At 67.4% G+C, this 26,353-nt stretch carries 25 protein-coding genes and 1 tRNA gene; 15 read left to right on the plus strand and 11 right to left on the minus strand.

Annotated elements, in window-relative coordinates; genetic code table 11:
- The first annotated feature begins 54 nt into the window (after positions 1-54).
- A complete protein-coding gene (locus MMF98_RS08795; RefSeq protein ID WP_243305900.1) occupies positions 55-2,340 on the plus strand; it encodes an O-antigen ligase family protein in 2,286 nt (761 codons plus the stop codon).
- 45 nt (positions 2,341-2,385) lie between these two features.
- On the opposite strand, the gene ygfZ is transcribed toward MMF98_RS08795, so the two are convergent.
- Positions 2,386-3,306, minus strand: a complete 921-nt coding sequence (gene ygfZ, locus MMF98_RS08800) for a CAF17-like 4Fe-4S cluster assembly/insertion protein YgfZ (protein WP_243305901.1) — start codon at positions 3,304-3,306, stop codon at positions 2,386-2,388.
- Between the two features lie 54 nt (positions 3,307-3,360).
- Between ygfZ and mltG the strand changes: the two genes are divergently transcribed.
- The 7 genes from mltG to MMF98_RS08835 all read left to right on the plus strand — a co-directional run bounded on the left by mltG (position 3,361) and on the right by MMF98_RS08835 (position 8,926).
- Positions 3,361-4,356: an endolytic transglycosylase MltG gene (gene mltG / locus MMF98_RS08805; protein WP_243305902.1), complete on the plus strand. Its 996-nt coding sequence runs from the start codon at positions 3,361-3,363 to the stop codon at positions 4,354-4,356.
- 4 nt (positions 4,357-4,360) lie between these two features.
- Positions 4,361-5,038 carry a dTMP kinase gene (gene tmk / locus MMF98_RS08810; protein WP_243305903.1) on the plus strand — a complete coding sequence of 226 codons (678 nt, stop codon included), beginning with the start codon at positions 4,361-4,363 and terminating at the stop codon, positions 5,036-5,038.
- Positions 5,035-6,051 carry a DNA polymerase III subunit delta' gene (locus MMF98_RS08815; protein ID WP_243305904.1) on the plus strand — a complete coding sequence of 339 codons (1,017 nt, stop codon included), beginning with the start codon at positions 5,035-5,037 and terminating at the stop codon, positions 6,049-6,051. Before tmk ends, MMF98_RS08815 begins: the two co-directional genes overlap by 4 nt.
- Before the next feature lie 13 nt (positions 6,052-6,064).
- Positions 6,065-6,427, plus strand: coding sequence for a PilZ domain-containing protein (locus MMF98_RS08820; protein ID WP_243305905.1), 363 nt, complete (start codon positions 6,065-6,067; stop codon positions 6,425-6,427).
- Between the two features lie 69 nt (positions 6,428-6,496).
- On the plus strand, positions 6,497-7,303 hold the full coding sequence (locus MMF98_RS08825; RefSeq protein ID WP_243305906.1) for a TatD family hydrolase: 807 nt from the start codon (positions 6,497-6,499) through the stop codon (positions 7,301-7,303).
- Positions 7,300-7,959, plus strand: coding sequence for an ankyrin repeat domain-containing protein (locus MMF98_RS08830; protein ID WP_243305907.1), 660 nt, complete (start codon positions 7,300-7,302; stop codon positions 7,957-7,959). Before MMF98_RS08825 ends, MMF98_RS08830 begins: the two co-directional genes overlap by 4 nt.
- Before the next feature lies 1 nt (position 7,960).
- Positions 7,961-8,926, plus strand: coding sequence for a LysR family transcriptional regulator (locus MMF98_RS08835; protein WP_243305908.1), 966 nt, complete (start codon positions 7,961-7,963; stop codon positions 8,924-8,926).
- Here the strand turns inward: MMF98_RS08835 and MMF98_RS08840 are convergent.
- The 3 genes from MMF98_RS08840 to MMF98_RS08850 all read right to left on the minus strand — a co-directional run bounded on the left by MMF98_RS08840 (position 8,913) and on the right by MMF98_RS08850 (position 12,499).
- Positions 8,913-9,890: a tripartite tricarboxylate transporter substrate binding protein gene (locus tag MMF98_RS08840; RefSeq protein ID WP_243305909.1), complete on the minus strand. Its 978-nt coding sequence runs from the start codon at positions 9,888-9,890 to the stop codon at positions 8,913-8,915. The genes MMF98_RS08835 and MMF98_RS08840 overlap by 14 nt on opposite strands.
- A gap of 54 nt (positions 9,891-9,944) precedes the next feature.
- Positions 9,945-11,459 carry an argininosuccinate lyase gene (gene argH / locus MMF98_RS08845; protein WP_243305910.1) on the minus strand — a complete coding sequence of 505 codons (1,515 nt, stop codon included), beginning with the start codon at positions 11,457-11,459 and terminating at the stop codon, positions 9,945-9,947.
- 248 nt (positions 11,460-11,707) lie between these two features.
- Complete coding sequence (locus MMF98_RS08850; RefSeq protein WP_243305911.1) at positions 11,708-12,499, minus strand: IclR family transcriptional regulator; 792 nt, start codon at positions 12,497-12,499, stop codon at positions 11,708-11,710.
- Between the two features lie 126 nt (positions 12,500-12,625).
- Here MMF98_RS08850 and MMF98_RS08855 point away from each other — a divergent pair, with 126 nt between their 5' ends.
- The 3 genes from MMF98_RS08855 (at position 12,626) to MMF98_RS08865 (ending at position 15,415) form a co-directional block, all read left to right on the plus strand.
- On the plus strand, positions 12,626-13,606 hold the full coding sequence (locus MMF98_RS08855) for a tripartite tricarboxylate transporter substrate binding protein (RefSeq protein WP_243307359.1): 981 nt from the start codon (positions 12,626-12,628) through the stop codon (positions 13,604-13,606).
- Positions 13,607-13,799: 193 nt separating this feature from the next.
- Complete coding sequence (locus MMF98_RS08860; protein ID WP_243305912.1) at positions 13,800-14,486, plus strand: RraA family protein; 687 nt, start codon at positions 13,800-13,802, stop codon at positions 14,484-14,486.
- Positions 14,483-15,415, plus strand: coding sequence for an NAD(P)-dependent oxidoreductase (locus MMF98_RS08865; RefSeq protein WP_243305913.1), 933 nt, complete (start codon positions 14,483-14,485; stop codon positions 15,413-15,415). Before MMF98_RS08860 ends, MMF98_RS08865 begins: the two co-directional genes overlap by 4 nt.
- Positions 15,416-15,560: 145 nt before the next feature.
- Here MMF98_RS08865 and MMF98_RS08870 read toward each other — a convergent pair.
- The 7 genes from MMF98_RS08870 to MMF98_RS08900 form a co-directional block, all read right to left on the minus strand.
- A tRNA-Lys gene (locus tag MMF98_RS08870) sits at positions 15,561-15,636 on the minus strand.
- Positions 15,637-15,687: 51 nt separating this feature from the next.
- Positions 15,688-16,485, minus strand: coding sequence for a tRNA threonylcarbamoyladenosine dehydratase (locus MMF98_RS08875; protein ID WP_243305914.1), 798 nt, complete (start codon positions 16,483-16,485; stop codon positions 15,688-15,690).
- A gap of 2 nt (positions 16,486-16,487) precedes the next feature.
- Positions 16,488-17,609 carry a YeeE/YedE family protein gene (locus MMF98_RS08880; protein ID WP_243305915.1) on the minus strand — a complete coding sequence of 374 codons (1,122 nt, stop codon included), beginning with the start codon at positions 17,607-17,609 and terminating at the stop codon, positions 16,488-16,490.
- Between the two features lie 41 nt (positions 17,610-17,650).
- Positions 17,651-18,445 carry a tol-pal system protein YbgF gene (gene ybgF / locus MMF98_RS08885; RefSeq protein WP_243305916.1) on the minus strand — a complete coding sequence of 265 codons (795 nt, stop codon included), beginning with the start codon at positions 18,443-18,445 and terminating at the stop codon, positions 17,651-17,653.
- Positions 18,445-18,978, minus strand: coding sequence for a peptidoglycan-associated lipoprotein Pal (pal, locus tag MMF98_RS08890; RefSeq protein ID WP_243305917.1), 534 nt, complete (start codon positions 18,976-18,978; stop codon positions 18,445-18,447). The genes ybgF and pal overlap by 1 nt, the downstream gene beginning before the upstream one ends.
- A gap of 31 nt (positions 18,979-19,009) precedes the next feature.
- Positions 19,010-20,248, minus strand: coding sequence for a Tol-Pal system beta propeller repeat protein TolB (gene tolB / locus MMF98_RS08895; protein ID WP_243305918.1), 1,239 nt, complete (start codon positions 20,246-20,248; stop codon positions 19,010-19,012).
- 84 nt (positions 20,249-20,332) lie between these two features.
- Positions 20,333-21,118 carry a glycosyltransferase family 2 protein gene (locus tag MMF98_RS08900; protein WP_243305919.1) on the minus strand — a complete coding sequence of 262 codons (786 nt, stop codon included), beginning with the start codon at positions 21,116-21,118 and terminating at the stop codon, positions 20,333-20,335.
- 107 nt (positions 21,119-21,225) lie between these two features.
- Here MMF98_RS08900 and MMF98_RS08905 point away from each other — a divergent pair, with 107 nt between their 5' ends.
- The 4 genes from MMF98_RS08905 to MMF98_RS08920 are packed head-to-tail and all read left to right on the plus strand — an operon-like array spanning position 21,226 to position 26,269.
- A complete protein-coding gene (locus MMF98_RS08905; protein WP_243305920.1) occupies positions 21,226-22,467 on the plus strand; it encodes an O-antigen ligase family protein in 1,242 nt (413 codons plus the stop codon).
- Positions 22,457-23,608 (plus strand): glycosyltransferase family 9 protein, encoded by a 1,152-nt coding sequence (locus tag MMF98_RS08910; RefSeq protein ID WP_243305921.1) that lies wholly within the window; start codon positions 22,457-22,459, stop codon positions 23,606-23,608. Before MMF98_RS08905 ends, MMF98_RS08910 begins: the two co-directional genes overlap by 11 nt.
- 4 nt (positions 23,609-23,612) lie before the next feature.
- On the plus strand, positions 23,613-25,400 hold the full coding sequence (msbA, locus tag MMF98_RS08915; RefSeq protein WP_243305922.1) for a lipid A export permease/ATP-binding protein MsbA: 1,788 nt from the start codon (positions 23,613-23,615) through the stop codon (positions 25,398-25,400).
- Positions 25,397-26,269 (plus strand): glycosyltransferase family protein, encoded by an 873-nt coding sequence (locus MMF98_RS08920; RefSeq protein WP_243305923.1) that lies wholly within the window; start codon positions 25,397-25,399, stop codon positions 26,267-26,269. The genes msbA and MMF98_RS08920 overlap by 4 nt, the downstream gene beginning before the upstream one ends.
- Positions 26,270-26,353 lie beyond the last annotated feature (84 nt).

Below are 26,353 nucleotides of genomic sequence, written 5' to 3' on the forward strand. Positions count from 1 at the left end.
ATAAAAGGTTGCCCGGCCCGATGCCGGAATGCCCCGATCCGCAGTCTTTCACCTATGGCCAAGAAAAAGCGCAGTCCTTCCAGCAAACCCTTTGATACCACCCAGGCCCCTTCACCGGCGCCTGCCGCCGCCCCGGCGGCGCAAGGCGTCAAGGCGCGCATCGCGGCGGCCACCCGGAGCACCCTGGCGCTGCCGGCCGAAATCGGCAAGGGCGACTGGACGGCCATCCTGCTGGCGCTCATGATGTTCTTCGCGCCGGCCATGGGCGTGCCGCACGAGGAGATGCTGCAGGACACGCTGAAGTCCATCATCGTGTCGCTGATCGCGCTGGTGGCCGGGCTGCTGCTGTTCTGGCACCAGCGCAACCGGCGCGACGCGCTGCGCTGGCACGCGCTGATGTGGTTGCCGCTGGCCCTGATGGCCTATGCGCTGGGCAGCATGGTCTGGTCCCACACCTACCTGGGCGGCGTGGAGGCGATCCGCTGGTTCATCTTCAGCCTGCTGCTGTGGCTCGGCCTGAACACCTTGTCGCGCGAGCGTGTGCCGGTGCTGGCCTGGGGCATCCATTGGGGCGCCGTGGTGGCCTCGCTCTGGACCGCGCTGCAGTTCTGGATCGATTTCCGCTTCTTCCCGCAGGGGCCGAATCCGGCTTCGACGTTCGTGAACCGAAACTTCGTGGCCGAGTTCGTGATCTGCACCATTCCGTTCTCGGTGCTGCTGCTGGCCCGGTCCCGCGATTCCGCCCAGCTCTGCCTGCTGGCGTTCACCATCGGGTTCAACATCGTGGCCATCATGATGACGGGCACGCGCTCGGCCCTGTCCGCGATGCTGGTCTTCGTCTTCGTGCTCCCGGTCATCCTGTATCTCTACCGCAGCCAGTTGGCGTTCCCGCGCTGGGACGCGGCCAAGCGCATCCTGGTGTTCGGCGTGCTGCTCGCCACCGTTCTCGGCCTTGGCATGATCAAGACCGGCAATGCCAAGATCATCGATGAAAACACGACCGAACATCGCGGCCTGACTGCGCTGGAGCGCGGGTTCTCGCGGATCCTGTCGGTGGGCCAGAAGGAGGAGTACACCGTGGGCTCCTTCTCGGTGCGCATGGTGATGTGGAAAGCCACCGCGCGCATCATCAAGGCCCATCCCCTGAGCGGCGTGGGCGCTGGCGCCTGGGAGGTCGATATCCCCCTGTACCAGGCCGAGGGCTCGCAGCTCGAAACCGACTACTACGTGCACAACGAGATCCTGCAGCTATTGGCCGAATACGGGCTGGTGGGCTGGCTGTTCCTGCTGTGCCTGCTGGCCTACTTGGCGAACGCCGCCTGGCGGACCTGGCGCAACCGCACGCCCGAGGGGCAGGCCGAGGCGCCGCTGCGGGCGCTGGCGCTGCTCAGCCTGCTGGCGTTCCTGATCGTGAGCAATGCCGGCTTCCCGTGGCGCATGGCGAGCACGGGCGCGATCTTTGCCCTGGCGCTGGCGGTGCTGGCCGCCTCGGACGCGCGGCTCGGCTGGCGCGGCCCGTTCGCGGCCGGGCGGCTGGACTGGCGGCCCGCCTACTCGCAGGCCATGGCGGTGGCCATGATGCTGTGCCTGGCGCTGGGAGCCTACATCTCCCAGCAGGCCGCCGAATGCGAGAGCAAGATCGTGAGGGCCGTCAAGCTCGCGCTGAGCGTCTCCCAGTCGGGCGATCCGGGCAACCCCAAGTGGGACAAGACCCGGGCCGAGATGCTCAAGCTCATCAAGGAAGGCACCGACATCAACCCGCACTACCGCAAGATCACCCCGATGGTGGCCGACGAGCTGGCCAAATGGGGCGACTGGAAGAATGCGGTCTGGATCTGGGAGTCGGTGGTCGGTTCACGTCCCTACGTGGTGGCCATCCTCAGCAACATCGCGCGCGGCTACGCGCAGCTCGGCCAGAACGACAAGGCGCTCGACTACCTGCATCGCGCCCAGAAACTGCAGCCCAACGCGCCCGCCGTCGGCTCGCTCGAGGTGATCCTGCTGAGCCGCACCGGCAAGGAGCCCGAGGCGCTGCAGAAGGTCAAGAGCCATTACGCGAACAACGTCTACGACTTCGACATGGTGAATGCCGGCTACGTGCTGGGCGTTCGCGCCAAGGACTGGCCGCTGGCCGTGCGCAGCATGGAGATGCGCAACAAGGACTGGCCGGCCCAGGCCCCGGACGGCTGGATCAAGATCGGCAACATCTACGCCTCGACCGAGATCAAGGACGACGCCAAGGCCCTCGAAGCCTACAAGGCCGCGCTGGCCGCGGCGGCCGACAAGGACAAGGCCTCGGTGCGCCAGCAGATCCCGGCGGCCTACCAGCCCCGGCTTTGAGTGAGGCGGGGCCTGCCTGCTGCGGCAGACCGTCGCCCCTGGTCCTCAGAGATCCTGCAGCAGAGGATAGGGCGCGGCCTGCACCGCCAGCGCCGCCCCCGCGGGCGAGCCCAGCCGCAGATCGCCGGCTCCGGCCGCTGCGATCTGCAGCGACACGATGGCCTCCCAGCCGCCGCCCGGCGCCGCCGCGGCCTGCGCCACGAGGCCGCAGGGCTGCGTGCCATCGTCGGAGGGCAGGAACAGCTCCTGCCCGGCCGCCATCGGCGCGTCGGCATGGGCCAGGTAGGCGCGGCGCTTGAGCGTGCCGCGGAACTGGCTGCGCGCCACCACCTCCTGGCCCGGGTAGCAGCCCTTCTTGAAGTTGACGCCGCCCACCGACTCGTAGTTGAGCATCTGCGGCACGAAGGCGTCGACGATCGCGGGCGTCACCGTGGCGATGCCGCTGCGCACCTCGCCCCATTGCCAGAGTGCCGTCTCCAGCGCGGGCCCCGTGGGCGCGGCGGTGCCGGCCGGCGCGACCCAGAGCGCGCGCGGCTGGCCGTCGGCGGGATACAGGTGAACCAGATTTTCAGAACCAAAAGTGCTTAAGGTCCAGGCCGGGTGGTCATCGGGCGCTATGGTTTTGAGAGCATTCCCGGCGATGCCGAAGAGCGCATGGTCGGCGCTGGCATCGCTGAGCCGCGCCTTGGCCCGCAGCACGAACATCGACAGCCGCTTGAGCGTGGGGGCCAGCAGGTCGCGGCTGCACACCAGCAGGATCTCGGCCGGGCCGCGCCTGAAGCCGACGAAGCTGGCCTGCATGCGGCCCTTGGGTGAACAGAACGCCGCCAGTCGCGCCTCGGACGGTTCCAGCAGCACGAAGTCCTGCGTCAACTGGCCCTGGAGGAATTTGGCGGCGTCTTCGCCCTCGACACGGATGATGCCCAGGTGGGGCAGGGGGGCAATGCCGTTCAGTGGGTGCGTCATGCGTGAATTATCATCGTCGCTTCAATCCATTTCACTTTGTGGGGCTGCAACCCGGTGCGTCGGCTATTCCTGTTCGTTTTCCTGTCAGCGGCGCTGGCGGCCCTGGCCGGCTCGGCCTGGGCGCTGTGGTGGGTGAACCAGCCGCTGGCGCTGCCGGCCGCCACCGTGGACCTGTCCATCGAGTCCGGCACCACCCCGCGCGGTGTGGCTCAGGCCGTGGCCGACACCGGTACCCGCGTCAATGCGGACCTGCTGTACGGCTGGTTCCGTTTCTCGGGGCAGGGCCGCCAGATCAAGGCCGGCAGCTACGAGATCGAGGCCGGCACCACGCCGCGCAGCCTGCTGCAGAAACTGGTGCGCGGCGAGGAAGCCCTGCGCTCCGTCACCCTGGTCGAGGGCTGGACCTTCCGCCAGGTGCGCGACGCGCTGGCCAAGGCCGACCAGCTCAAGCCGGAGGCCAGCGGCCTCTCGGACGAGGCCGTCATGAGCCTGCTGGGCCGGCCGGGCCAGCCGCCCGAAGGGCGTTTCTTCCCCGACACCTACACCTACGCCAAGGGCTCGACCGACCTGGCCGTGCTGCGCCGCGCCCTGCGCGCCATGGACAGGAAGCTCGAGGCCGCCTGGGCGCTGCGCGCGCCGGGCCTGCCGCTGAAGACCCCGGACGAGGCCCTGACCCTGTCGAGCATCGTCGAGAAGGAAACCGGCCGGGCGGCCGACCGCGCGCAGATCGCCGGCGTGTTCGTCAACCGCCTGCGCATCGGCATGCCGCTGCAGACCGACCCGACGGTGATCTATGGCCTGGGCGCCAGCTTCGACGGCAACCTGCGCAAGCGTGACCTGCAGGCCGACACGCCCTGGAACACCTACACCCGCACCGGCCTGCCACCCACGCCGATCGCCATGCCGGGCAAGGCGGCACTGCTGGCCGCCGTGCAGCCGGCCCGCACCAAGGCGCTCTATTTCGTGGCGCGCGGCGACGGCTCCAGCCACTTCAGCGATTCGCTGGACGAGCACAATCGGGCCGTCAACAAATTCCAGCGCGGGCAATGAACCGATGAGCAAACCGGGCCTCTTCATCACTTTCGAAGGCATCGACGGCGCCGGCAAATCGACCCACATCGAAGGCCTTGCCACCGCCCTGCGCGCCCAGGGCCGCACCGTGACGCTCACGCGCGAGCCCGGCGGCACGCCGCTGGCCGAGAAGCTGCGCGCCCTGGTGCTCAACGACGCCATGGACGCGCTGACCGAGGCGCTGCTGATCTTCGCCGCGCGGCGCGACCATCTGCAGCAGGTGATCGAGCCGGCGCTGGCACGCGGCGACGTGGTGCTGTGCGACCGCTTCACCGATGCCACCTTCGCCTACCAGGGCGGCGGGCGCGGCTTCGACTTCGCCGTGCTATCAAAACTGGAGCAATGGGTCCAGGCTGTTCCTGGACCTCAGCCGGATTTCGTGCGCCAACCCGACCTGACCGTGTGGTTCGACCTGGCGCCCGAGATCGCGGCCCAGCGGCTGGCCGGCGCCCGCCTGCCGGACCGCTTCGAGGCCCAGCCGATCGAGTTTTTCAGGCGCGTGGCCGAGGGCTACGGGCAACGCGCGGCGCAGGCGCCGCAGCGTTTCGCGCGCATCGACGCGGCGCAGGACCGGCACAAGGTCTGGCAGCAGCTCACCAGCGCCTTCGTGCGGCGCGGCTGGCTGGCCATCATGGTGGCTCCCAACGGGGGGCCGGCATGACGGCGGCGGCCGGCGCTGCGCTGGCGCCGTGGCTGGGCGAGCAGCTCGGCGGCCTGCTGGCCCAGCGCGGCCATGCCTGGCTGCTGCAGGGCCCGTCGGGCCTGGGCCAGTACCGCCTGGGCTTCGAGCTGGCGCGCGCCTGGCTGTGCGAGCAGCCCACGGCCCAGGGTGCCTGCGGGCACTGCGGCAGCTGCCATGCGATCGAGGTGCGCACCCATGCCGACCTGTGCGTGCTGATGCCCGAAACCGCGATGCTGGAGCTCGGCTGGCCGCTCAGCGAGAAGGCCCAGGCCGACATCGACGACAAGAAGCGCAAGCCCAGCAAGGAGATCCGCGTCGAGGCCATGCGCGACGCCGTGGAGTTTGCCCAGCGCACCAGCGCCCGCGGCCGCGGCAAGGCCGTGCTGGTGTACCCGGCCGAGCGCATGAACACGGTGACGGCCAACGCCTTGCTCAAGACACTCGAGGAGCCGCCCGGCGACGTGAAATTCGTGCTCGCCAGCGAAGCCTCGCATCAACTGCTGCCCACCATCCGCAGCCGCTGCCTGGGCCACACCATGGTCTGGCCGGAGGCGCCCGCGGCGCTGGCCTGGCTGCAGCAGCAGGGCGTGGCCTCTGCCGACGCGCCGGCCCTGCTGCGCGCGGCCGGCGGCCGGCCCGACGACGCGCTGGGCTTCGCGCAGTCCGGGCGCGATCCCAAGCTGTGGGCGCTGCTGCCCCGGGCCATGGCGCGCGGCGATGCCGGCGCGCTGGCCAACTGGGCTCCGGCGCACGCCGTCGATGCCTTGCAAAAGCTCTGCCACGACCTGCTGGCGCTGCAGGCCGGCGCGCAGCCCCGCTTCTTCGCGGCAGCCGACCTGCCGGCCGCTCCCACCGCGTCGCTGGCGGCGCTGACCCGCTGGTCGCGCGACCTGGGCCAGGCCGCGCGCACCGTGGAACACCCGTTCAATGCCGGACTGATGCTGGAGGCGCTTGTGAGCCAGGCCCGCCTGGCCCTAAACTCGAGGCCCTGAGCCTTCGCTGCCCATGAGCAATCCTTCTCCCACCACCCCGCGCCCCAGCGTCATCCAGCTCGCCATCAAGGAAAAGGCGGCCCTTTACGCCGCCTACATTCCCTTGTTCTCCGAAGGCGGCATCTTCATCCCGACGACGCGCGACTACCGGCTGGGCGATGATGTCTACGTGCTGCTGTCGCTGCCCGAAGACCCGCAGCGCTACCCGGTGGCCGGCAAGGTGGCCTGGGTCACGCCGCCGCGCGCCGCGGGCAACCGCACGCAGGGCGTGGGCATCCGGTTTCCGGCCGACGAGAAGTCGCGCCTGCTCAAGATCAGGATCGAAGAGCTGCTGGGCGGGCACCTGGCGTCGGAACGGCCGACCCAGACCATTTGATCTGCTACGGTTTTCGTAGCGCCCAATGACCGCAGCACCTGGACCTGCGGCCCTTTTCATTGATATTCCATGTTTGTCGACTCGCATTGCCACCTGAGCTTTCCCGAACTGGCCGCACAGCTGCCGCAGATCCGCCAGGCCATGGCCGAGGCGCAGGTGGACCGGGCGCTGTGCATCTGCACCACGCTGGAGGAGTTCGATTCGGTCCATGCGCTGGCCATGCGCTATGACAACTTCTGGGCCACCGTGGGCGTGCACCCCGACAACGAAGGCGTTACCGAGCCCAGCCTGCAGGACCTGCTCGAGCGCGCCGCGCAGCCGCGCGTGGTGGCCATCGGCGAAACCGGGCTCGACTACTACCAGATGGACGAGCGCAAGGGCGGCCGCACGCTGGCCGACATGGAGTGGCAGCGCGAGCGCTTTCGCACCCACATCCGCGCCGCGCGCCAGTGCGGCAAGCCGCTGGTGATCCACACCCGCAGCGCCTCGGCCGACACGCTGGCCATCCTGAAGGAGGAGGGCGAGGACGGCTCCCGTGGCGCGGCCGGCGGGGTGTTCCATTGCTTCACCGAAACCGCACAGGTGGCCCGGGCTGCGCTGGACCTGGGGTTCTATATCTCGTTCTCCGGCATCCTGACCTTCAAGAACGCGCAGGACCTGCGCGACGTGGCGGCCTTCGTGCCGCTGGACCGCCTGCTGATCGAGACCGACAGCCCCTATCTGGCCCCCGTGCCTTACCGCGGCAAGACCAACAACCCCTCCTACGTGCCCTACGTGGCCCGTCAGGTGGCCGATCTGAAGCAGCTCCCGATGGAACAGATTGCCGAGGTTACGAGCGCCAATTTCGAGCGCCTGTTCAAGGGAGTTCAATCATGAGAAATTACTTTAAGAATTTAATTTATTTGATTGTTTTAATTGGATTTAATGTTTGTCATGCCGGCTCCTACGAGGATTTTTTCGTTGCCATCAAGCAGGACAATGCGGCGGCCATGACGCGCCTGCTGCAGCGCGGCTTCGACCCCAATACGCCCGATCCGAAGGGGCAGAACGGCCTCTACCTCGCGCTGCGCGAACCGTCGCTCAAGGTGGCGCAGGTATTGATCGACTGGCCCAAGACCGATGTCGATGTCCTCAACGCCCAGGGTGAAAGCCCGCTGATGATTGCGGCGCTCAAAGGGCAGCTCGACATCGCCCGAAAGCTGATCGAGCGCGATGCCAGCGTCAACAAGACCGGCTGGGCGCCGCTGCACTACGCGGCCACCAACAGCCACCTCGACGTCATGCGGCTGCTGCTGGACAACAGCGCCTACATCGACGCCGCCTCGCCCAATGGCACCACGCCGCTGATGATGGCGGCGTTCTACGGCAGCGCCTCGGCGGTGAAGCTGCTGCTGGAAGAGGGCGCCGACCCGCTGCTCAAGAACCAGCAGGACCTCAGCGCCATCGACTTCGCCCAGCGCGCCAACCGCAAGGAATCGGCCGACATCATCGCCGCGTTCGTGCGCGGCCGGCAGCCCAAGGGCAAGTGGTGAGATGCGCAGCCTCAAGCTCAGGCATCTGAGGATCGTCCTGGCGGTCAGCGAAGCCGAGAGCCTGGCGCAGGCGGCCGAACGGCTTCACGTCACGGCGGCGGCCGTGTCGAAGGCGCTCGCCGAGGTGGAGGAGGTCTTTGGCGCTGCGGTGTTCGACCGGGGGCGCGGCTGGGTGCGGCTGACGCCGCTCGGGCGGGCCGTGCTGGCCTCGGCCCGCGTCGTGGGTTCCGAACTCGCGGGGCTGTCCGACGTGGTGCAGGGGCTGCAGGGGGGTTACCAGGGGGAACTGGCCATCGGCACCAAGGCGGTCTCGCTGCATCCTTTCCTGGCGAACACCATCAACGCCTTCGCCGCGCACTATCCGCAAGTGCGCATCAGCCTGGTCGAAGGCACGTCGAAGCACCTGCGCGATCTGCTCGATGACGGCCGGATCCAGCTGCTGTTTGCCCGGCTGAGCCCGGACATCGTCCATTCCGGGCTGCAGAAGGCGGCGATCCTCACGGACGACGTGGTGGTGGCGGCCAGCGCCGACCATCCCCTGGCCGGCCGTGCGGATCTGGACTGGCCTGAACTGGTGGGCCAACGCTGGTGCCTGCCGGTGCCCGGCACGCTGATGCGGGACCACCTGGAGCGCCTGCTCGGCGCGCGGCGCCTGGGCTTGCCGCAGCAGTATGTGGAAACCAGCGACATGACGATGGTGGCGCCGCTGTTCCGCCTGGGCCCCTACGTCACCCTGGTGCCCCGCCGGGTGGCCGAGCACCACCTGAAGCTGCCGGTCGGCTGCATCCTGCCGCTGGACGTGCCGGCCGCAACCGATTCAGTCGGCATGATCTGGAACGAAGCCCTGCCGACGCGGCCCACGGCGCGGCTGTTTCGCGAACTGGTCTTGCGGCAGCTTGCGGACCGGCCTGCTGTGCAGGCGCCATCCGCGCAAGCCGTGGAACTGTCTTCGCTCACTCGAAGCTGATCTTTCTTTCGCGGATCAGTTTTCCCCACTTGGCCAGATCGGTCCGCACCCGCGCCTGCATGACATCGGCCGGGCCCAGGATCGGCTCGTAGCCCTGCCGGCGCAAGGCCTGCTCGACGGCCGGATCGGCCAGGGCGCCCTGCAGCGCACGGTGCACCCGGCTGCTGGCGTCAGCCGGCATGCGCGCCGGCCCCACCAGGGCAAACCACACGGTGGCGTCGTAGCCGGGATAGCCCTGCTCGGCCACCGTCGGCACCTCCGGCAGCACGGAACTGCGGCTGGCGGAGGTCACGGCCAGGGCGCGCATCTTTCCCGACTGAATGAAGGGCAGGGCCGTGCCCGTGGAGGCGAACAGCATGGGAATCTGGCCGCCCACCAGATCAACGGCAGCCGGGCTGCCGCCCTTGTAGGGAACATGCACCAGCTCCGTTCCCGTCATGGCCTGGAACAGCTCGCCCGAAAGATGAGCGGAGCCGCCAATACCCGAGGTGCCATACGTGAGGCTGCCGGGCCTGGCCTTTGCCATCTTCACCAGGTCGGCCAGATTTTTGGCCGGCACCGACGGATGGACGGCGATCACCGAGCAGCCTTCGCAGATCATGCCCAGCGGGGTGAAGGCCGAAGTCGGGTCGTAGCTCAGCTGCTTGCCGTTGGGCAGGATGGTCATCGGGCCGCTGTCGGTGATGTGGATCGTGTAGCCGTCGGCGGGGGCCTTGGCCGTCAGTCCTGCCGCCACGGTGGCGCCCGCGCCCGGCCGGTAGTCGAAGATCAGGGGCTGGCCCAGCGCCGCCTGCAGCCGGGGTTCCAGCGGGCGCATGACGCCGTCGGTGGCGCCACCCGTCTGGTAGCCAATCAGCAGCTTGATGGGCCGGTCGGGCCAGCCGCCGGCTTTCTGGGCCCAGGCTTGCGAGGCGGCGGCGGCCAGTGCGGCGCCCACAAGGCGGCGGCGGGAAATCGGGGTCATGGGAGTCTCCTGGTCTTGGTACTGAAGGGAAATGGGAAGTTGCATGAGAGCCGGTCAGCCGAGCAGGGCGTCGATTCCGGCCTCCAGCCGGTGCTGCGCCTCGGCCACCCGGGCCTGGGCGGCTTCGAGCCAGCGGAGGTCAGCCGCGAGGGCCTCTGCGTGAAGCGCCAGCGCTTCCTGGACGCGTTGCGGCGCCGGCCCGCCGGGCATCTGGTGCCGGCGAACCGACTCGGCGGGGTCCATGGCCGAGGCGATCACGGCGGGATCGAGGCCCAGGGGCTGGCCGGTGTGTTCGATGGCAGCGCGATCGACCAGGGCGGTATCGACATCCGCCGGAGTGCGGCCAGCCTCCAGCGACAGCCGGACCACGATGCCCGTGATCTGGTGCGCGGCACGCCAGGGCAGCCCGGTGGACCGGACGATGGCGGAGGCCAGGTCGGTGGCAGTCGCCCAATGGCGGCCGGCAGTGGACGCCATGGCGCCCGCGCGGACCGTCAGGCTGCCCAGGACGGCCGTCATCAGCGGAAGCGCGCCGCTCATTTCGTCGTAGCTGCGCCAGGCGTCCGACATGGAGCGAACCCATTCGAACACCGGCACCGTCGAGGGGTTCTTGTGGATCATCGCGGTGCTCACGAAGTAGCCCGTGGACGTGGCCACCACGCCCTTGAGGCATTCGAGCGCGTTGGGATTCTTCTTCTGCGGCATGATGCTGCTCGTGCCGCAGAACCCGTCCGCACACTCCACCAGCCCGAACTCGGGTGCGGACCACAGCATCAGGTCTTCGGCCAGGCGGTTGAAGTTGCCGGCCAGCAGCGTGGTGATCGCATGCGCCTCGATCTCCAGGTCGCGCCCCCAGACCGCATCGCGCGTGTTCAGCGCCAGGCCGTCGAATCCCAGCAGCGAGGCCGTGCGCTCCCGGTTCAAAGGGAATTCGGAGCCGTTCAGAATCGCCGCGCCGGCCGGGCTGGTGTTGAGCCTCGCAAAGTACTGGCGAATGCGCTGTGCATCACGGTCAAAGGCGCTGGCCCAGGAGAGCAGATAGTGCGCGAAGCTTTCGGGCTGGGCGTGCTGCAGATGGGTGCAGCCGGGCATCACCGTGTCGATGTGCAATGGCACGAGGTCGAGCATCATCTGGCGCAGCTCGTTGAGCTGGGCGGCCACCAGCAGCAGCTTGCCGCGCAGCGTGTAGCGGAAAGACACCGCGAGCAGATCACCCGAACTGCGGCCCAGGTGCATTTTTCCGGCAACGTCCGGGCCGAGCGCCCCAGTCAGGATGGCTTCGCCCGAATGCATGTGCTCGGCCGTGGCCGCGCGGGCCTCGATCGCGCCCAGTTGCTCGACCTTGCGCAGCTCGCGCAGCATCGCGGCGGCATCGGCTTTCGGCAGCAGGCCTTCCTCGGCCAGCATCAGGATGTGGGCCTTGTCAAAAGCATGGAATGCGGCCAACTGCGGGCCCATGCGGGCATACTGGCCCAGAACCGCCGCGTCAGGCCCAGGCAGGCAGACCCGGGCCAGCTCCGGGCGCACGTTTTCGGACAATCGGATCTTGGCAGCGCGGTAGACAGACATGGTTTCCTCGATGAATCACTTGGCGCCGCAGTGTAGGGAGGCGTGTGGGAAACAAAAAGGGAAATAAATGGAAATGAAATCAACCATTTGCTCTTTTTTATTGATTTTAACTTTATACGATGTATATTATGTTAAATAATAAAGACGGCAGTGCAATGATCGCTGCGCGGTAGCCCAGCCCCCTCTCTCTGAACGGCTGTTCTGGGCAATTGATCATCGACACGCAGCCAGTGAGAAATGCTATCGCTTCAGGGATGCCAGGTCGACACAACTTTTGGCGTTTGGTGCGAGCGCGCCCCCGCCAGCGCATATGACAGCTGGGTGGCCGCATCCATCACCGTTTTTGCGTGCTTGACGAGCTTGGGGCGCGTCAGGCGGGCTGTCGGTCCCGAGATGCACATCGAGCCCAGCAGTCTCCAGTTGAGGCCGAATACCGGTGCCGCCACGCTGCTGACCTCGGGCTCGCGTTCACCCAGGGACATGTGGTAGCCGCGCTGCCTGATTTCCTCGTAGACCTTGCCGCTGGCGCCCGAGAACGCCAGGATCACGCGGCCCGGCGCTCCCTTGTCCAGCGGCAGCCGCTCGCCCATGCGCACATGGTGGCGCACCGATTGCGGCCCCTCCACCCGGGAGATGCAGGCCCGGATGTCGCCTTCACGGACGTAGAACGAGGCACTTTCGCCGGTGGTGCGCGAGAGTTCGCGCAGGGTGGGCTCGACCACGTTGTTGACATCAAAGCCTGACTGGTAGCGCATGCCCAGCCAGCCCGCGGCCGGCCCCAGGCGCCAGTCGCCGTCCTCGCGCTGCACCATGTAGCCGGATTGCGCGAGTGTGCGTGCCAGGCGCAGCACCGTGGTCTTGTGCATGCCGCAGCGCCGGCTCAGCTCCGCGAGCGAGAGATGGGCTTCGGCCACCCCGAAGGCTTCCATGATCTGCAGCGCGCGTGTCACCGCGATCACGCCAGAGGCTGACGCGTCGAACACCGGCGCCGCGACAGGGGCTTGGGTCAACCCCTTTTTGACAATGTTGTTTCGTACCATGAAACATGATCTGAGAAATGAAACAGCATTGTATGGAATGAAACCCGAACTTAAAGTCTCGTTCCCATGCAGGCAGCCATGCCTGCCTTGTTCAGAGACGAAAAGACGGAGACATCCATGCATTCCATGACCCGGTCATTCAGCCGACGCACGGCCCTCGTTTTCCTGCTGGCCGCTGCCGCCACGGGGGCAGCGCTGGCCCAGGCGCCCTACCCGGCCAAGCCCATCAAGCTGGTCGTGCCGTTCCCCCCCGGAGGCGGCACCGACCTGCTGGCGCGCACGGTGGCGCAGAAGCTCTCCGACACGCTCAAATGGACCATCGTCATCGACAACCGCCCTGGCGCGGGCGGCAACATCGGCGTCGATGCCGTGGCCAAGGCCGCCCCCGATGGCTACACACTCGTGATGGGGCAGACCAGCAATCTCGCGGTCAACCCGACGCTCTACCCCAAGCTGCCCTATGACCCGCTGAAAGATCTGGTGCCGGTGGCGCTGGTGGCTTCCTCGCCGATTGCCATCGTGGTGCCCATGCAGTCACCCTACAAGACGTTTGCCGATATCGTGGCTGCCGCCAAGGCTCGGCCGGATGCGCTGACGCTCGGCTTCTCCGGCAACGGCACGGTGGCGCACCTGGCGGGCGAGCAAGTCAAGAAGGCCGCCGGCATCCAGATGCAGAACGTGCCCTACAAGGGCGCGGCCCAGGCCATGACCGACGTAATGAGCGGCCAGGTCGGCATCTACATGTCTTCGGTGCCCACGCTGCTGGGCCATGTGAACAACGGCAAGCTGCGCGCCATTGCCGTTACCTCGCTGCGGCGCTCGAGCGAGCTGCCGCAGGCGCCCACGCTGGCGGAGTCGGGTTACCCGGGCTTCGATGCCTCCACCTGGTTCGGCATCCTGGCCCCCGCCGGCACGCCCGCGGCCATCGTGCAGACGCTCAATGCCGAGATCAACAAGGTGCTCAAACAGTCCGACGTGGCTGCCAAGCTCAAGTCGGAGGGCGGCGATGTACTGGGCGGCACGTCCGAGCAGTTTGCGGCTCTGCTCAAGACCGACATCGTGCGCTGGGGGCAGATCGTGCGCGATTCGGGCGCGCGCATCGACTAATCCTCAGGCTACGCACTTCGTGTCTTCGCCAACCTCTTTGCAAGGGGCAATACCTGCCGCCGTGCCGTTCTCGGCTGGCACAGGGCGACCACTAGCGATGCTGCCAGCCGATGCCTTTGACTGCCACATACGAGTGACGTCGCACGTGCCTTCCGCCACCCCCTCTTCGTAACCCACCTCCATGACACACGCCATGAGCACCCTCCCCGACATCATCCGTGACATCGAACGCGTTTCCCCCGACGTCGTCGCCAAGGCCCGCACCTTCCAGGCCGCCATCCTCGCCGACGTGGCCGGCCGCCGCGGCACCATGCACGCCCGCGTGGCGCCGGTGCACCATGGCATGCAGCTGGCCGGCCCCGCCTTCACCGTGGAAGTGCGCCCCGGTGACAACCTGATGATCCACGCCGCCATCGCGCTGGCCCGCCCCGGCGACGTGATCGTCGTGGACGGCAAGGGCGACCAGACCGCCGCGCTGATGGGCACGCTGATGCTCAGCGCCTGCAAGAAGCTGGGCATCGCTGGCGTGGTGGTCGACGGCGCGATCCGGGACCGGCTGGAGCTGCTGGATCTGGGCTTCCCGGTGTTCAGCGCCGGCTTCAACCCGGCTGGCCCGACCAAGCTCGTGCCCGGCCGCATCAACCACCCGATCTCGGCTGGCGGCACCGTGGTGAACCCGGGCGACTTGATCGTGGCCGACGCCGACGGCGTGGTGGTGATCGAGCGCGAGAAAGCCCCCGCCATGCTGGCGCTGGCCGACAAGAAGGTGGATGACGAGGCCGCCCGCCTGGACGCCATCGCGCGCGGCGACACCGCCTCCAAGTGGCTGCCCGCCGCCCTGCGCGCGGCCGGCGTGCTGAAGGAAGGCGAGGAACTGTGAGCAGCATCGTCGTCACGGGCGCCGACCTGGCGCAGCAGGCGCTGGACCTGCTCAAGGACTACGAGATCGTCTACGCCGGCAAGACGCCGACCGAAGCCGACCTGGTGGCGCTGTGCGGCGCGCACGACCCGGTGGCCATGATCGTGCGCTACGGCAAAGTCGGCGCCGCGGTGATGGACGCCGCGCCCTCGCTCAAGGTCATCTCCAAGCACGGCAGCGGCACCGACACTATCGACAAGGCAGCAGCCCAGGCGCGCGACATCGAGGTAGTGGCCGCCGTCGGCGCCAACGCCGCGGCCGTGGCCGAGCAGGCGCTGGCGCTGCTGCTGGCCTGCGCCAAGTCGGTCGTTCCGCTGGACGCGCGCATGCACGCCGGCCACTGGGACAAGGCCACGCACAAGAGCCTGGAGTTGGGCGGCCGCACCATCGGCCTGGTGGGCCTGGGCGCCATCGGCCTGCGCTTTGCGCGCATGGCCGACGCCCTGGGCATGCGCGTGATCGGCTTCGACCCGTTCGCGAAAGACCTGCCGGCCTACGTGAAGAGCGTGGACCTGGAGACGGTCTGGCGCGAGTCCGACGCGATCTCGCTGCACTGCCCGCTGACCGACGACAACCGCGGCATGCTCAACGCCAACACGCTGGGCTGGTGCAAGCGCGGCGTGATCGTGGTCAACACCGCGCGCGGCGGCCTCGTCGACGAGGCCGCGCTGCTGGCGGCCGTGCGCTCGGGCCAGGTCATGGCCGCCGGCTTGGACAGCTTCGCGGTGGAACCGATGACGGCCGGCCACCCGTTCCAGGGCCAGGAGCGCATCGTGCTGAGCCCGCATATCGGCGGCGTCACCAGCGACGCCTACGTCAACATGGGCGTGGGCGCCGCGAAGAACCTGCTGGCGGTGCTGGCATGTCAGCCGGCCTTGGCCAACACCTGAATGCAAAGCTGGTCAGGGCCCTGGCCACTGTGGGCAAAAAAATGCGCACAATCCCGAAAAATCAGGCGGCGTAGCTCACCATGATTGCTATATTTTCGATAGCAAAAAACAAAAGCCCTGCAATGATTGCAGGGCCTCGTGTTTTTGGTAGGACGTACAAGATTCGAACTTGTGACCAACGGATTAAAAGTCCGCTGCTCTACCAACTGAGCTAACGTCCCGTTTTGCTCCACCCACCGGGTGGCTGCAAAGCCTATGATTATAACGTGGATTTACTCGCTGTTCGCCCGTCTGGACAGCTGATCCAGAACCCAGCCCGCCGCGCATTGGCCGAAGGTGGCCGTGACGCTGACCACCGAGCCATAGCCGTGGCAATTCAGCGAGCCGTCGCCCTCCACGGCACACGAGGCGTCAGGCGGCGCTACCGCTTCGCGGCTGAAGACGCAGGCGACTCCGATCTTCTTGCCTTCACGCGGCGCGCCATGCTCCTTGCGCAAGCGGTAGCGCAACTGCGCCAGCAGCGGGTCGTGCGTGGTCTCGGCGAGATCCCCGACATCCACGCGGTGCGCGAGCCGTTTGCCGCCCGCCGCACCGGCGGTCACGAACAGGGTTCCACTCTGCCGCGCCCACACGGCCATGGCGGTCTTGGCCTTGACCTGGTCGCAGGCGTCGATCACGGCATCCACCCCTGCTGGCAACAACCGGGGCCAGTTGCCGGGCTCAACGAACTCTTCGATGCAAATGACTTCACACGCCGGGTTGATCTGGGCAATGCGCTCGCGCATTGCCTGCACCTTCGCCTGCCCCACCGTCGTGTCCAGCGCCTGAATCTGCCGGTTGATGTTCGACTCGGCGACATGGTCGAGATCGATCAGTGTCAGCCGCCCTACCCCGCTGCGTGCCAGCGCCTCAGCCGCCCAGGAGCCAACGCCGCCGAGGCCGACGATAGCGACATGCGCCTGGCGGATGCGCGCCGCCCCCGCCACCCCGTACAAGCGCTCCAGGCCGCTGAAACGGCGTGCAAGGTCCGGGGCCAAAGCGGCCTCAATGACGCTCGTCACGGCGCTCATGCTCAGGCCATTCGGTCCAGGCGCCAGACCTGGTATTTGAAGGCGGCAACCGCCCCCGCCAGAATGGCCGCCACGGCCACGAAACTGGTGGCACTGAGCGTGGAAATGCCGCTCAGCCCCTGGCCGATCGTGCAGCCCATGGCGGTGACGCCGCCCACGCCCATGAGCACCGCGCCGGCCAGGTGGTTGGCCACGTCTTCGGTGCTGCCAAACCCCTCCCAGCGGAAGGTGCGCGTGGCGATGGCGCAGAGCGCCGAGCCCGCGATCACGCCGAACACCGAAACGATGCCGAGCGTGAGCACCTTGCTTTTGTCGCTGAAGAACATGAGCCAGTCCAGCGTGTAGGCCACGGGCGAGACGAAGCTCAGGGCTTCGGCGCGCCCGGAGTTGGTGGCGAGAAAGGCTTCCTGCAGGGTCTCGGGGTGCTCGGCCACATAGCCCAGGTGTCCGCTGACCCACCACATGGCCGCCACCACCGCGCCGATGCCTAGGCCCGCCAGCAGGTTGTTCGGCAGTTCGCCGGAACGCCGGAAGCCCACGAAGGCCCACGCCATCAGGCCGCCGCCGAGCACCAGTGCCCAAAGCAGCCCCGCGATCGAGGTTCTGATGCCAAAAGCGGCCGATGTCCAGGCGGGTAGGTTCGCTCCCGCTACAAAATCAATAGCAACCCGGTCGACCGTGGCCACCCGGATCACGGCCGTGACGCCCTTGAGCGTGGCGAACGCAGCCACGCCCATGACGACAAACACCACCAGCGACTTGAGGCTGCCGCCGCCGATGCGCACCAGCGTCTTGCTGCCGCAGCCCGAGGCCAGCACCATGCCGAAGCCGAACATCAATCCGCCCACCGCAGCCGACAGCCAGATCCATCGGTTCGAGGCGTAGAGGGTCTTGGCTGGATCGATCAGGCCGGCGAAGGCCAGCGCCGCGAAGCCGATCATGGCCACGCCGATGGCCATGCCCCACTGGCGCATGCGGGTCCAGTCGCCCATGTTGACCACGTCGCTGACGGCCCCCATGGTGCAGAAGTGCGTGCGCTGGGCGATCGCGCCAAACACCACGGACAGGAAGAAAGCGGCCCACAGCACCTGGGTGGTGAGCGAAGACAAATCAGAGGATTGCATCCCCTGATTTTAGATGCCTGCTCACAGCCTCTTAGGCTCCGCTACTTGAGGCGGGTCAGCCGGTCCTTGGCCGCTTGTGCGGCCTCCGACTGCGGGTAGGCCTTGACCAGGTCTTCCAGCGTCTTGCGGGCCGAGCGGCTGTCCTTGAGCTCGATCTGGCAGTTGGCAATGGACAGCGCGGCATCCGGTGCACGTGCGTGATCGGGCGCCTGGGCGAGCAACGAGCGGAAATTGGCGATGGCTTCCTTGTAGTCGCGCGTGGCGTACTGCGCATTGCCCAGCCAGAACAGCGCGGACGGCCCGTAGCCGCTTTGCGGGTAGCGCTTCACGAAGTCCACGAAGGCCGTCTGGGCCGCAGGGAAGTCGCCCTTGCGAAAGACCGCCAGCGCCGCTTCGAAATCCCGCTTCTCCGCCGGGTCCGCGGTGAACTCCCGGCCATCCACCGCCACCTTGGTCGGTTCGAATTTGCGCAGGCGATCGTCCACCCCTTGCGCGATGTCCTTCTGGCGGCGCTGCAATTCGGAAACGTCGCGCGCCAGCTGCTCGTTCTGGCCGGTCATCTTCGCCAGGTCGGCGCGCAGGCTTTCGATCTGGCTTTGCAGGTCGACCAGGCTGCGGCGCATCTGCGCGTTGTCGTCATTGGACTTGCGCAAGTCCTCGCGAGTGGACTCGACGCGCTGGCGCAGGTCCAGGATGGCCTTGCGCGCCTCATCGTCATCGAACAGCCCCGCATGGGCCGCAGACAGCCAGAGGCAGGCCAGGGACACGAGGGCTGCGCGGCCAAGCCGCGCACGCGACAGGGAAAACCGCTTCACGGTGAGGCTTAGGCTGGACATCAGCGGTAGGCGATTTCAGCGCGGCGGTTCTTGGCCATGGCCGCTTCGTCATGGCCTGGCACGGCGGGCTTCTCCTTGCCGAAGCTGACCGCTTCGACCTGGCTGTCCGTCACCCCCAGCAGGCCGAGCGCGCGCCGGACGGCTTCGGACCGCTTCTGGCCGAGCGCCAGGTTGTACTCGCGGCCGCCGCGCTCGTCGGTATGGCCTTCAATCACGACCTTGCGGTTCTTGTCGGCCTTGATGAAGCGCGCATGCGCGTCCAGCAGGCTCTGGAATTCGGGCTTGATGACGTAGCTGTCGTAATCGAAGTAAACGATGCGGGCCACGCCGGCCGGGCCGGCCTTGTCCTCTGTTGACTTGCTCAGATCGACCGGTTCGACGCCGCTTTTGGTCGTGGCGCTGCCGTCGTTCTGACCGGACATGACCGCATTGCCGGTCTTGTCTTCGACCGGCACGTTGTCCAGCTTGACGCCGGAACTGCAGCCAGCCATCAAAGCGGTCATGGCAAGCATCAACAAGATTCGTTTCATCATCTATCTCCTGGGAATGACAAGTCTTAAATAGTCAGGGTTTCTGGAACGGGCCCCAGTCGGGTTCGCGGATGTCACCGCCCTGCCCGGCCAGGCGCGCCTTGATCTTTCCGTCCAGCGTGGTGGTCATCAGCGCTTCGCGGCCTTGTTGCTGGGTGGCATAGACGATGAGCCGGCCGTTGGGAGAGAAGCTCGGGCTTTCATCCGCGGAGGTCTCCGTGATGGCCTGCACGGCACCGCCCGAGAGCTCCATCACCTGCAGCTTGAAGGCCCCGTTGACCCGGGAAATGTAGGCCAGCCAGCGTCCATCGGGACTGACGGCCGGCGAAATGTTGTAACTCCCGGTAAAGGTCACGCGCTCTGCGGAGCCGCCAGCGGCCGGCATGCGGTAGATCTGCGGCGCGCCGCCGCGGTCGCTCACGAAATAGATGCTCTTGCCATCGGGCGAAAAGGCCGGCTCGGTGTCGATGCTGGAAGACTGGATCAACCGGCGCGGCTCGCCGCCGTTGGCGTCGATCGTGTAGAGCTGCGAGCCGCCGTCGCGGCTCAGCGTCACGGCCAGCGTGCGGCCGTCGGGTGACCAGGCCGGTGCGCTATTGGAGCCGCGGAAATTGGCAATCAGCCGGCGTTTGCCGCTGGCGACGTCGTGCACGTACACCACGGGCTTGCGCGACTCGAAGGAGACGTAGGCGAGCTGCGCTCCATTGGGCGACCAGGCCGGCGAGATGATGGGCTCGGGGCTGGTCAGGGCGGTTTGCGCGTTCTCTCCATCGGCATCGGCCACCCAGAGATTGAAGCGCTGTCCCGCCTTGGTGACGTAGGCAATGCGGGTCGAGAACACGCCCTTCTCGCCCGTGAGCTTTTCGTAGATGAAGTCTGCGATGCGATGCGCGGCCAGCCGCAGATCGCCTTGCGTCACGGCGTAGCTCTGGCCCCCCAGATCCTGCCCGCGCACCACGTCCCAGAGACGAAAGCGCACGTCGAACCGGCCGTCAGCCAGCCGGGCCACGCTGCCGGTGACCAGCGAATCCGCATTCTTCTGGCGCCACAGGGCCACGTCGGGGCGGGAGGTTTCGTCCAGCCCGCCGACGCCTGCCGTGTCCACCGCGCGAAACTGGCCGCTGCGCTCCAGATCGGCCTGCACGATCGCGCCCAATTTCTGGGGAGACGACTCATCGCCGCGGAAGGCCGCCACGGCAATCGGCAGTTGGGTCAGCCCCACGCCCGAGACCTCGACCCGGAACTGGCTCCAGGCGGGCAGGCTCCCTGCCATCAGCAACCCCGCAAGACATGTTCTGCGCCGAATGGAAATATCAGTACCCATAACTTGCGTCTATCCTCCAACAAATAGGGTGTCTCAGCGTTTCAGGATGTTTTTCCACTGCTCGGCCCACTGTTCCTCATGGGCCAGCTCGACCGCCTTGGCATAGCGGTAGAACGTGACTTCGAAATAGGACAGGGCAATGACAAACCCGGGCCATCCATCCAGGAAGCCGCGCTTGAACAGGTAGTGCTTCCAGAACGCCCACAGGGCGTGCGTGAAGGCCTTGCCGTAGCTCGAACCGGCCTGGCGGCGTTTGGTTGCGCCCAGGGTCGAGTAGCGATTCATCTTGCCGATTACTTCGGCCAGGTCCTTGAACGGCAATTGCCAGATGGCGTGCCGAAGATAGCCGACCGTGACACCGTCGGCCAGTTCAAAGCCTTCGTGCACGGGACTCATCTCATAGCGCATGGCTTCTTTCCGGAACAGCTGGGGCTGGCGGTAATTGGGATACCAGCCCGAGTGACGGATTTCGCGGCCAAGAAAAAAGTTCCGGCGCGGCACGAAAAAAGCGCCATGCTCGGCCCGGGCTGCGAGGTCCCTGATTTCCTGGCCGACCTCGGGCGTGCAACGCTCGTCCGAGTCCAGGCTGAAGATCCACTCGTGCGTGCAGGCCGCCACGGCATCGTTGCGCAACGCACCAAAGCCGTTGAAGGGGATCTGGACCACCCGGGCCCCCAGCGATTCGGCGATCCTGGCGGTGTCGTCCGTGCTGTGGGAGTCCGCGACCACGACCTCGTCGGCCCAGCTCACACTGCGAATCGCATCGGCGACCTTGGCAGCTTCGTTGTAGGCAATGATATAGGCTGAAATCTGGGGCACAGGTCACGATCTCCGAAGCAATCGAGCATAGCAGAGCGCCTACCCCTCGAAGGAGGCGCCGGGCGCAACACGGATAATGCGGGCCTGAATGTTCGCCACCCGTTCCCATGTCCGCATTTTCCCTGAAGAACAAGCCCAACCCCCGCCTCCTGATCGTCTGCGCGGCGGCCACCTCCGTGGGGCTTGCCATGGCAGTCATCAGTCTCGCCAAGGCCCTGCTGCTGGTGGGCGGCGTCATCGTGCTGGGGTCCGCCTGGCTCCGCAAGGACGCTGCGGGCGCCCTGCCCCGGTGGCTCTGGACGCCGCCGGCTGTGCTGCTGGCCCTGGCGGGCCTGGGCCTGACCCTGTTCTGGACCGCCGCACCGATGGGTGAGGCGCTGGTCGCACTCGCCAAGCACGGCAAGCTGCTGGTCATCCCGTTGCTGATCTGCCTGATCCACACGCGGCGCGAGGCGGTGCTGGCCCTGGCCTGCTTCGCGGGCGCGCAGCTGTTCACCGTGCTCAGCTCCTGGATGCTGATCCTGGAGTGGCCGGTGCCCTGGGCCAGCGCCGGCAGCGCACTGGTCGATCATTCGGTGTTCACCAGCCACCTGGATCAGCCCATCATGATGAGCGTCTTCGCAGCCCTGTGCTGGCAACTGCGCGGCCTGGTGCCGGGCCGCCACAGCCTCTATCTGGTTGGCGCGGTGATCTTGCTGACCTTGGGCAACGTGCTGTTCTTCATGGAGGGGCGCACCGGCCATGTCGCGGCCATCGGCCTGCTGTCGCTGGCCCTGATCTGGGAGTTTCCGCGCCGGTACAAGTTTGCCGCGGTGGCCGTGCCGTTCGTGGTCGTGCTGGTGCTGCTGGCCGGTTCGCCGCATCTGCGCGAGCGCCTGTCGCTGATCGTCACCGAAGTCAATCTGTATGAACAGACCGCCAATGTCGACACCTCGTCGAGCCAGCGCCTGAACTTCTGGCGCCGCTCCCTTCAGTCGATCGAGGAGCGGCCGCTGACGGGCCATGGCGTGGGCAGCTGGAACCTCGAATACAACCGCCTGGAAGGCGGCAAGGGACGCTCGGGCACCGACGTGGTCCGCAACCCGCACCAGGAGTACCTGCTGTGGGGGGTCGAGGCCGGCATCGGCGGCCTGCTGCTGTTCTGCGGCGTGCTGCTCGCGCTGCTGCGCGATGCGCTGCGGCTGCCCACGCAGGAGCACCGCGCCGCCCTGTCAGTGCTGGCGGCCATGGCCTTGTCGTGCCTGTTCAACTCCTCGCTGTTCGACGCCACCATCGGCGACTTCTTTTGCGTCGCCATGGGCCTGACCCTGGCCCTCGGACTGCGAAGCACGGCGCGCCATGACGGCTGAAGGATTCCTGCAACGTCAGGCCCGCAGCTGTCTGGTGCAGCCCCTGTCGGCGCCGGTGGCCTCGAACAGCGACGCCTTCGCTGCGGAGCTGGGCCTGCGCAAGCTCGGCTGGCGCGTTGCCCGCCGCAAGCTGATCTATGCCGGCCTCGGGCAGGAGCGCCATCGGCTGGACGCGCTGCCGCCCGGCGGCCGCAGGATCCTGTGGATCTACGACGGCATGGCGCAGATTGGCGATGCCCTGATGGACCTCGCGCCGCGCTCGCTGTTGGCGGAGCAAGGTTACGAGGTTTCGCTGCTGACCTCGCCTGCGCTGGCCGCGGTGTTTCGCGGCGATGCCTGGCTCCAGGGGGTGCATGACGAACACCACCCGCCCGACGCGGTGTTCGATGGTGCCCTCGTCCTCAATTTCATGCGCCGCTCGTTCCCGCTGAAGCGGCGGCTGTTCCCGCGTCTGCCCTGGGTCTGCCTGCAGCAGCACTATGTGGGGCCGGACTTCCATCGCGCGGAATTCGCAACACGCCGCCTGGCCGATCTCACGGGAAGCCCCCTCTCCGTCTCCGCGTTCCAGCGGCACGCGCGGCAGAAGCTGGACACACCGGCCGTCGCTTCGCCCTCGGTGGATCGCCCCGGCCTTGCGCCGGGTTACGTGGTGCTGGGCCTCGGCGGCGTGGACCCGGTGCGCACCTACACGCAGTGGACAGCGCTGGCACGCTGGATCCTGGACGGCACGCCCCTGGGCGTGGCCCTCACCGGCAGCGACAACGGTCGGCAGGCCGCCAGCGATCTGATCGAGGCCCTGCCCCCGGCGCTGCGCGCCAGGGTGGCCGACTTCACCGGCCGGACCACGCTGGCCCAGAGCCAGGCCCTGATGCGGCAGGCGGCGCTGGTGGTTTGCGCCGACGGCGGCTTGATGCACCTGGCATTCACCACCTCCACCCCCGTGGTGGCGCTGTTCCACCGCAGCATCGATCCCGCTTGGCGGCTGCCCCGCGATCCGCATATCATCGCCCTGCGATCCACCGGGGCCGTCAGCGAGCTGTCGGCGCAGCAGATCGGCCAGGCCTGCCGGCTCCTGCTTGAGCCGGCCCTGGCCACCCTCCACGGATTTCACGAGTCAACCGCTGTCCGCGCCCATGCCTGAACCCATGTCCCCAGAACCGCCGGCCCCGCCGGACATCAAGACCCGGCTGCGGCGCGTCTGGCCTTACTTCGGCCGCTCCTGGGGTTCGTGGGCGATCGCAGTGCTGGCCACCGTCGTCGCCTCGGCGACCGAGCCCATGATCCCGGCCCTGCTCAAGCCGCTGCTGGACCGCGGCTTCAACCAGGGCTCGCTGAAGCTGTGGGTGGTGCCGGCCTCGCTGCTGCTGCTGTTCGGCATACGGGGGCTGGCCGGATTTCTCGCCCAGATGGCCCTGGCCAAGGTCACCAACGAGGGTTTGCAAACCCTGCGCCGGCGCATGTTCGAAAAATTGCTCGATGCGCGCCTCGCGCTGTTCGGCGGCCAGTCCTCCAGCAAGCTGGCCAACACCATCGTCTACGAGGTCTACAACGGCAGCTCGATGCTGGTCAACTCGCTGATGAGCCTGGCGCGCGACAGCCTGACCCTGCTGGCGCTGGTGGGCTATCTGCTGTACCTCAACTGGAAGCTCACGCTGATCGTGGCGCTGCTGTTCCCCGCTATCGCGGTGGTGATGAAGACGCTATCGCGCCGGCTGTACCGGCTGACGCGCGCCAGCCAGCAGGCCACCGACAGCCTGGCCTACGTGGTGGAAGAAAACGTGCTGGCCCACCGCGACGTGCGGCTGCACGGCGCGCAGGCCTCGCAGTCGTTCCGCTTCGGCGAACTCAGCGAGTCGCTGCGCCGGCTGTCGATGAAGACCACGGTGGCCTCGGCCGCCATGACGCCGATCACCCAGATGCTGGCCGCGGTGGCGCTGTCGGCGGTAATCTCGGTGGCGCTGCTGCAGAGCACCAGTGAGGGCGCCACGGTGGGCGACTTCGTGGCCTTCGTGACCGCGATGCTGATGCTGGTGGCACCGATCAAGCACCTGTCCGAGGTGGCCAGCCCGATCACCCGCGGCCTCGCCGCGCTGGAGCGCGGCATGGACCTGGTGGAAGGCACGCCCAGCGAAGCCGGGGGCACCTACACCAGCCCCCGCGCGCAGGGAGACATCCGCTTCAGCGGGGTGACGGTGGTCTATACCCCTGAAGGCGGGCCCGCGGTCGATGCGCTGGACCTCTCGATCCATCCCGGTGAAACCGTGGCGCTGGTCGGCGCCTCGGGCTCGGGCAAGACCACCCTGGTCAACCTGCTGCCGCGCTTCATCGAGCCCACCAGCGGCGACATCCTGCTCGACGGCGTGCGGATCGACCAGTGGGACCTGGCCTCGCTGCGCGCGCAGTTTGCGGTGGTCAGCCAGCATGTGATCATGCTCAACGACACCATTGCCGCCAACGTGGTGCTGGGCCGCCCGCTGGACCGCGCCAAGGTCGAGCGCTGCCTGCAGGCCGCCAACCTGGCGCAGATGGTGGCCGGCCTGCCGCAGGGCCTGGACACGCTGGTCGGACACAACGCCACCCAGCTCTCGGGCGGCCAGCGCCAGCGGCTGGCGATTGCACGCGCCCTCTACAAGGACGCGCCGGTGCTGATCCTGGACGAAGCCACGTCGGCGCTGGACGCCGAGTCCGAGCGCGCGGTGCAGGAGGCGCTGGAGCGGCTCATGGCCAACCGCACCACGCTGGTCATCGCCCACCGCCTGTCCACGGTGCAGCATGCCAACCGCATCGTGGTCATGGAGGCCGGCCGCATCGTCGAGACCGGCAGCCACGCCGACCTGCTGCTGCAGGATGGCCTCTACGCCCGCCTGTACCGGCTGGGCCTGCATTCACCCGAAAGCCCTTCGGCTTCACCGACCGAGCTCGCCCCCTCATGACCATTTCCATCAGCGGTTTCACCTTCATTCGCAACGGCGTCGAACTGGGGTTCCCGTTCGAAGCCTCGATCCGCTCCCTGCTGCCGCTGGTCGACGAGTTCGTGGTCGCCGTCGGTGCGGGCAGCGACGACACGCTGGCACGCGTGCGCGCCATCGGCGACCCGAAGATCCGCATCATCGAAACGCGCTGGAACGAGCGCATGGCCGACCGCGGCTTCGTCTACGCCCAGCAGAAGATGATCGCGCAGTACGCCTGCATCGGCGACTGGGCCTTCTACCTCGAAGGCGACGAGGTGGTGCACGAAGACGATCTGGCTACCATCCGCGCCAGCGTCGAGCTGCACCATGGCAACCCGGCCGTCGAGGCGCTGGTGTTCGACTACATCCACTTCTACGGTTCGCCGCAGTGGATCTCCATCAGCCCGGGCTGGTACCGGCGCGAGTGCCGGCTGATCCGCAACACGATCCGCAGCTACGCCCCCGATGGCCAGTACTGGCTCGTGACCCACGAACACAAGCGTCCGCGCAACCCGCACGCGGCACTGGCCAACGCCCACATCTACCACTATGGCTGGATCCGCCGCAACGAGGACATGCAGAAGAAGCTGGACCAGGTCAGCAAGTACTGGGGCTCCGACACCGCCACGAAGGTGACCTACAGCCGCTTCGACAAGCGCGCGCTGGCACCGTTCACCGGCACGCACCCGCAGGCCGTGCGGGAGTGGCTGCGCACCGGCGCCGAGCAGGAACTGCACATCGACCCGGCCTACCAGCCCACGCCCAAAGAAAACAAGTACCACTTCATGCGCCGGCTCGAAAGCCTGACCGGGCTCGACTTCAGCCGCAAGCACTTCAAGCTGGTGGCCTGAGGCGCCTCCGCGCCGGGCCGGCCCCTCCGCAGCCCGGAAAAGGGTCTGTCACCCGGAATTTCAAGCCAAAATGGCCCGATGTCC

It is taken from the genome of Variovorax terrae, from assembly GCF_022809125.1.
Taxonomy (GTDB): Bacteria; Pseudomonadota; Gammaproteobacteria; order Burkholderiales; family Burkholderiaceae_C; genus Variovorax_A; species Variovorax_A terrae.

What these genes read in the sequence shown, in the direction of transcription:
- MMF98_RS08905 (WP_243305920.1), top strand. Translation starts at nt 21,226, where the DNA reads ATGTCCGCATTTTCCCTGAAGAACAAGCCCAACCCCCGCCTCCTGATC.
- MMF98_RS08880 (WP_243305915.1), bottom strand. Translation starts at nt 17,609, where the DNA reads ATGCAATCCTCTGATTTGTCTTCGCTCACCACCCAGGTGCTGTGGGCC.
- msbA (WP_243305922.1), top strand. Translation starts at nt 23,613, where the DNA reads ATGTCCCCAGAACCGCCGGCCCCGCCGGACATCAAGACCCGGCTGCGG.
- tolB (WP_243305918.1), bottom strand. Translation starts at nt 20,248, where the DNA reads ATGGCAGGGAGCCTGCCCGCCTGGAGCCAGTTCCGGGTCGAGGTCTCG.
- MMF98_RS08920 (WP_243305923.1), top strand. Translation starts at nt 25,397, where the DNA reads ATGACCATTTCCATCAGCGGTTTCACCTTCATTCGCAACGGCGTCGAA.
- MMF98_RS08855 (WP_243307359.1), top strand. Translation starts at nt 12,626, where the DNA reads ATGACCCGGTCATTCAGCCGACGCACGGCCCTCGTTTTCCTGCTGGCC.
- argH (WP_243305910.1), bottom strand. Translation starts at nt 11,459, where the DNA reads ATGTCTGTCTACCGCGCTGCCAAGATCCGATTGTCCGAAAACGTGCGC.
- MMF98_RS08910 (WP_243305921.1), top strand. Translation starts at nt 22,457, where the DNA reads ATGACGGCTGAAGGATTCCTGCAACGTCAGGCCCGCAGCTGTCTGGTG.
- MMF98_RS08815 (WP_243305904.1), top strand. Translation starts at nt 5,035, where the DNA reads ATGACGGCGGCGGCCGGCGCTGCGCTGGCGCCGTGGCTGGGCGAGCAG.
- MMF98_RS08835 (WP_243305908.1), top strand. Translation starts at nt 7,961, where the DNA reads ATGCGCAGCCTCAAGCTCAGGCATCTGAGGATCGTCCTGGCGGTCAGC.
- pal (WP_243305917.1), bottom strand. Translation starts at nt 18,978, where the DNA reads ATGATGAAACGAATCTTGTTGATGCTTGCCATGACCGCTTTGATGGCT.
- MMF98_RS08830 (WP_243305907.1), top strand. Translation starts at nt 7,300, where the DNA reads ATGAGAAATTACTTTAAGAATTTAATTTATTTGATTGTTTTAATTGGA.
- MMF98_RS08825 (WP_243305906.1), top strand. Translation starts at nt 6,497, where the DNA reads ATGTTTGTCGACTCGCATTGCCACCTGAGCTTTCCCGAACTGGCCGCA.
- ygfZ (WP_243305901.1), bottom strand. Translation starts at nt 3,306, where the DNA reads ATGACGCACCCACTGAACGGCATTGCCCCCCTGCCCCACCTGGGCATC.
- tmk (WP_243305903.1), top strand. Translation starts at nt 4,361, where the DNA reads ATGAGCAAACCGGGCCTCTTCATCACTTTCGAAGGCATCGACGGCGCC.
- MMF98_RS08795 (WP_243305900.1), top strand. Translation starts at nt 55, where the DNA reads ATGGCCAAGAAAAAGCGCAGTCCTTCCAGCAAACCCTTTGATACCACC.
- MMF98_RS08840 (WP_243305909.1), bottom strand. Translation starts at nt 9,890, where the DNA reads ATGACCCCGATTTCCCGCCGCCGCCTTGTGGGCGCCGCACTGGCCGCC.
- MMF98_RS08860 (WP_243305912.1), top strand. Translation starts at nt 13,800, where the DNA reads ATGAGCACCCTCCCCGACATCATCCGTGACATCGAACGCGTTTCCCCC.
- ybgF (WP_243305916.1), bottom strand. Translation starts at nt 18,445, where the DNA reads ATGTCCAGCCTAAGCCTCACCGTGAAGCGGTTTTCCCTGTCGCGTGCG.
- MMF98_RS08850 (WP_243305911.1), bottom strand. Translation starts at nt 12,499, where the DNA reads ATGGTACGAAACAACATTGTCAAAAAGGGGTTGACCCAAGCCCCTGTC.
- MMF98_RS08820 (WP_243305905.1), top strand. Translation starts at nt 6,065, where the DNA reads ATGAGCAATCCTTCTCCCACCACCCCGCGCCCCAGCGTCATCCAGCTC.
- MMF98_RS08875 (WP_243305914.1), bottom strand. Translation starts at nt 16,485, where the DNA reads ATGAGCGCCGTGACGAGCGTCATTGAGGCCGCTTTGGCCCCGGACCTT.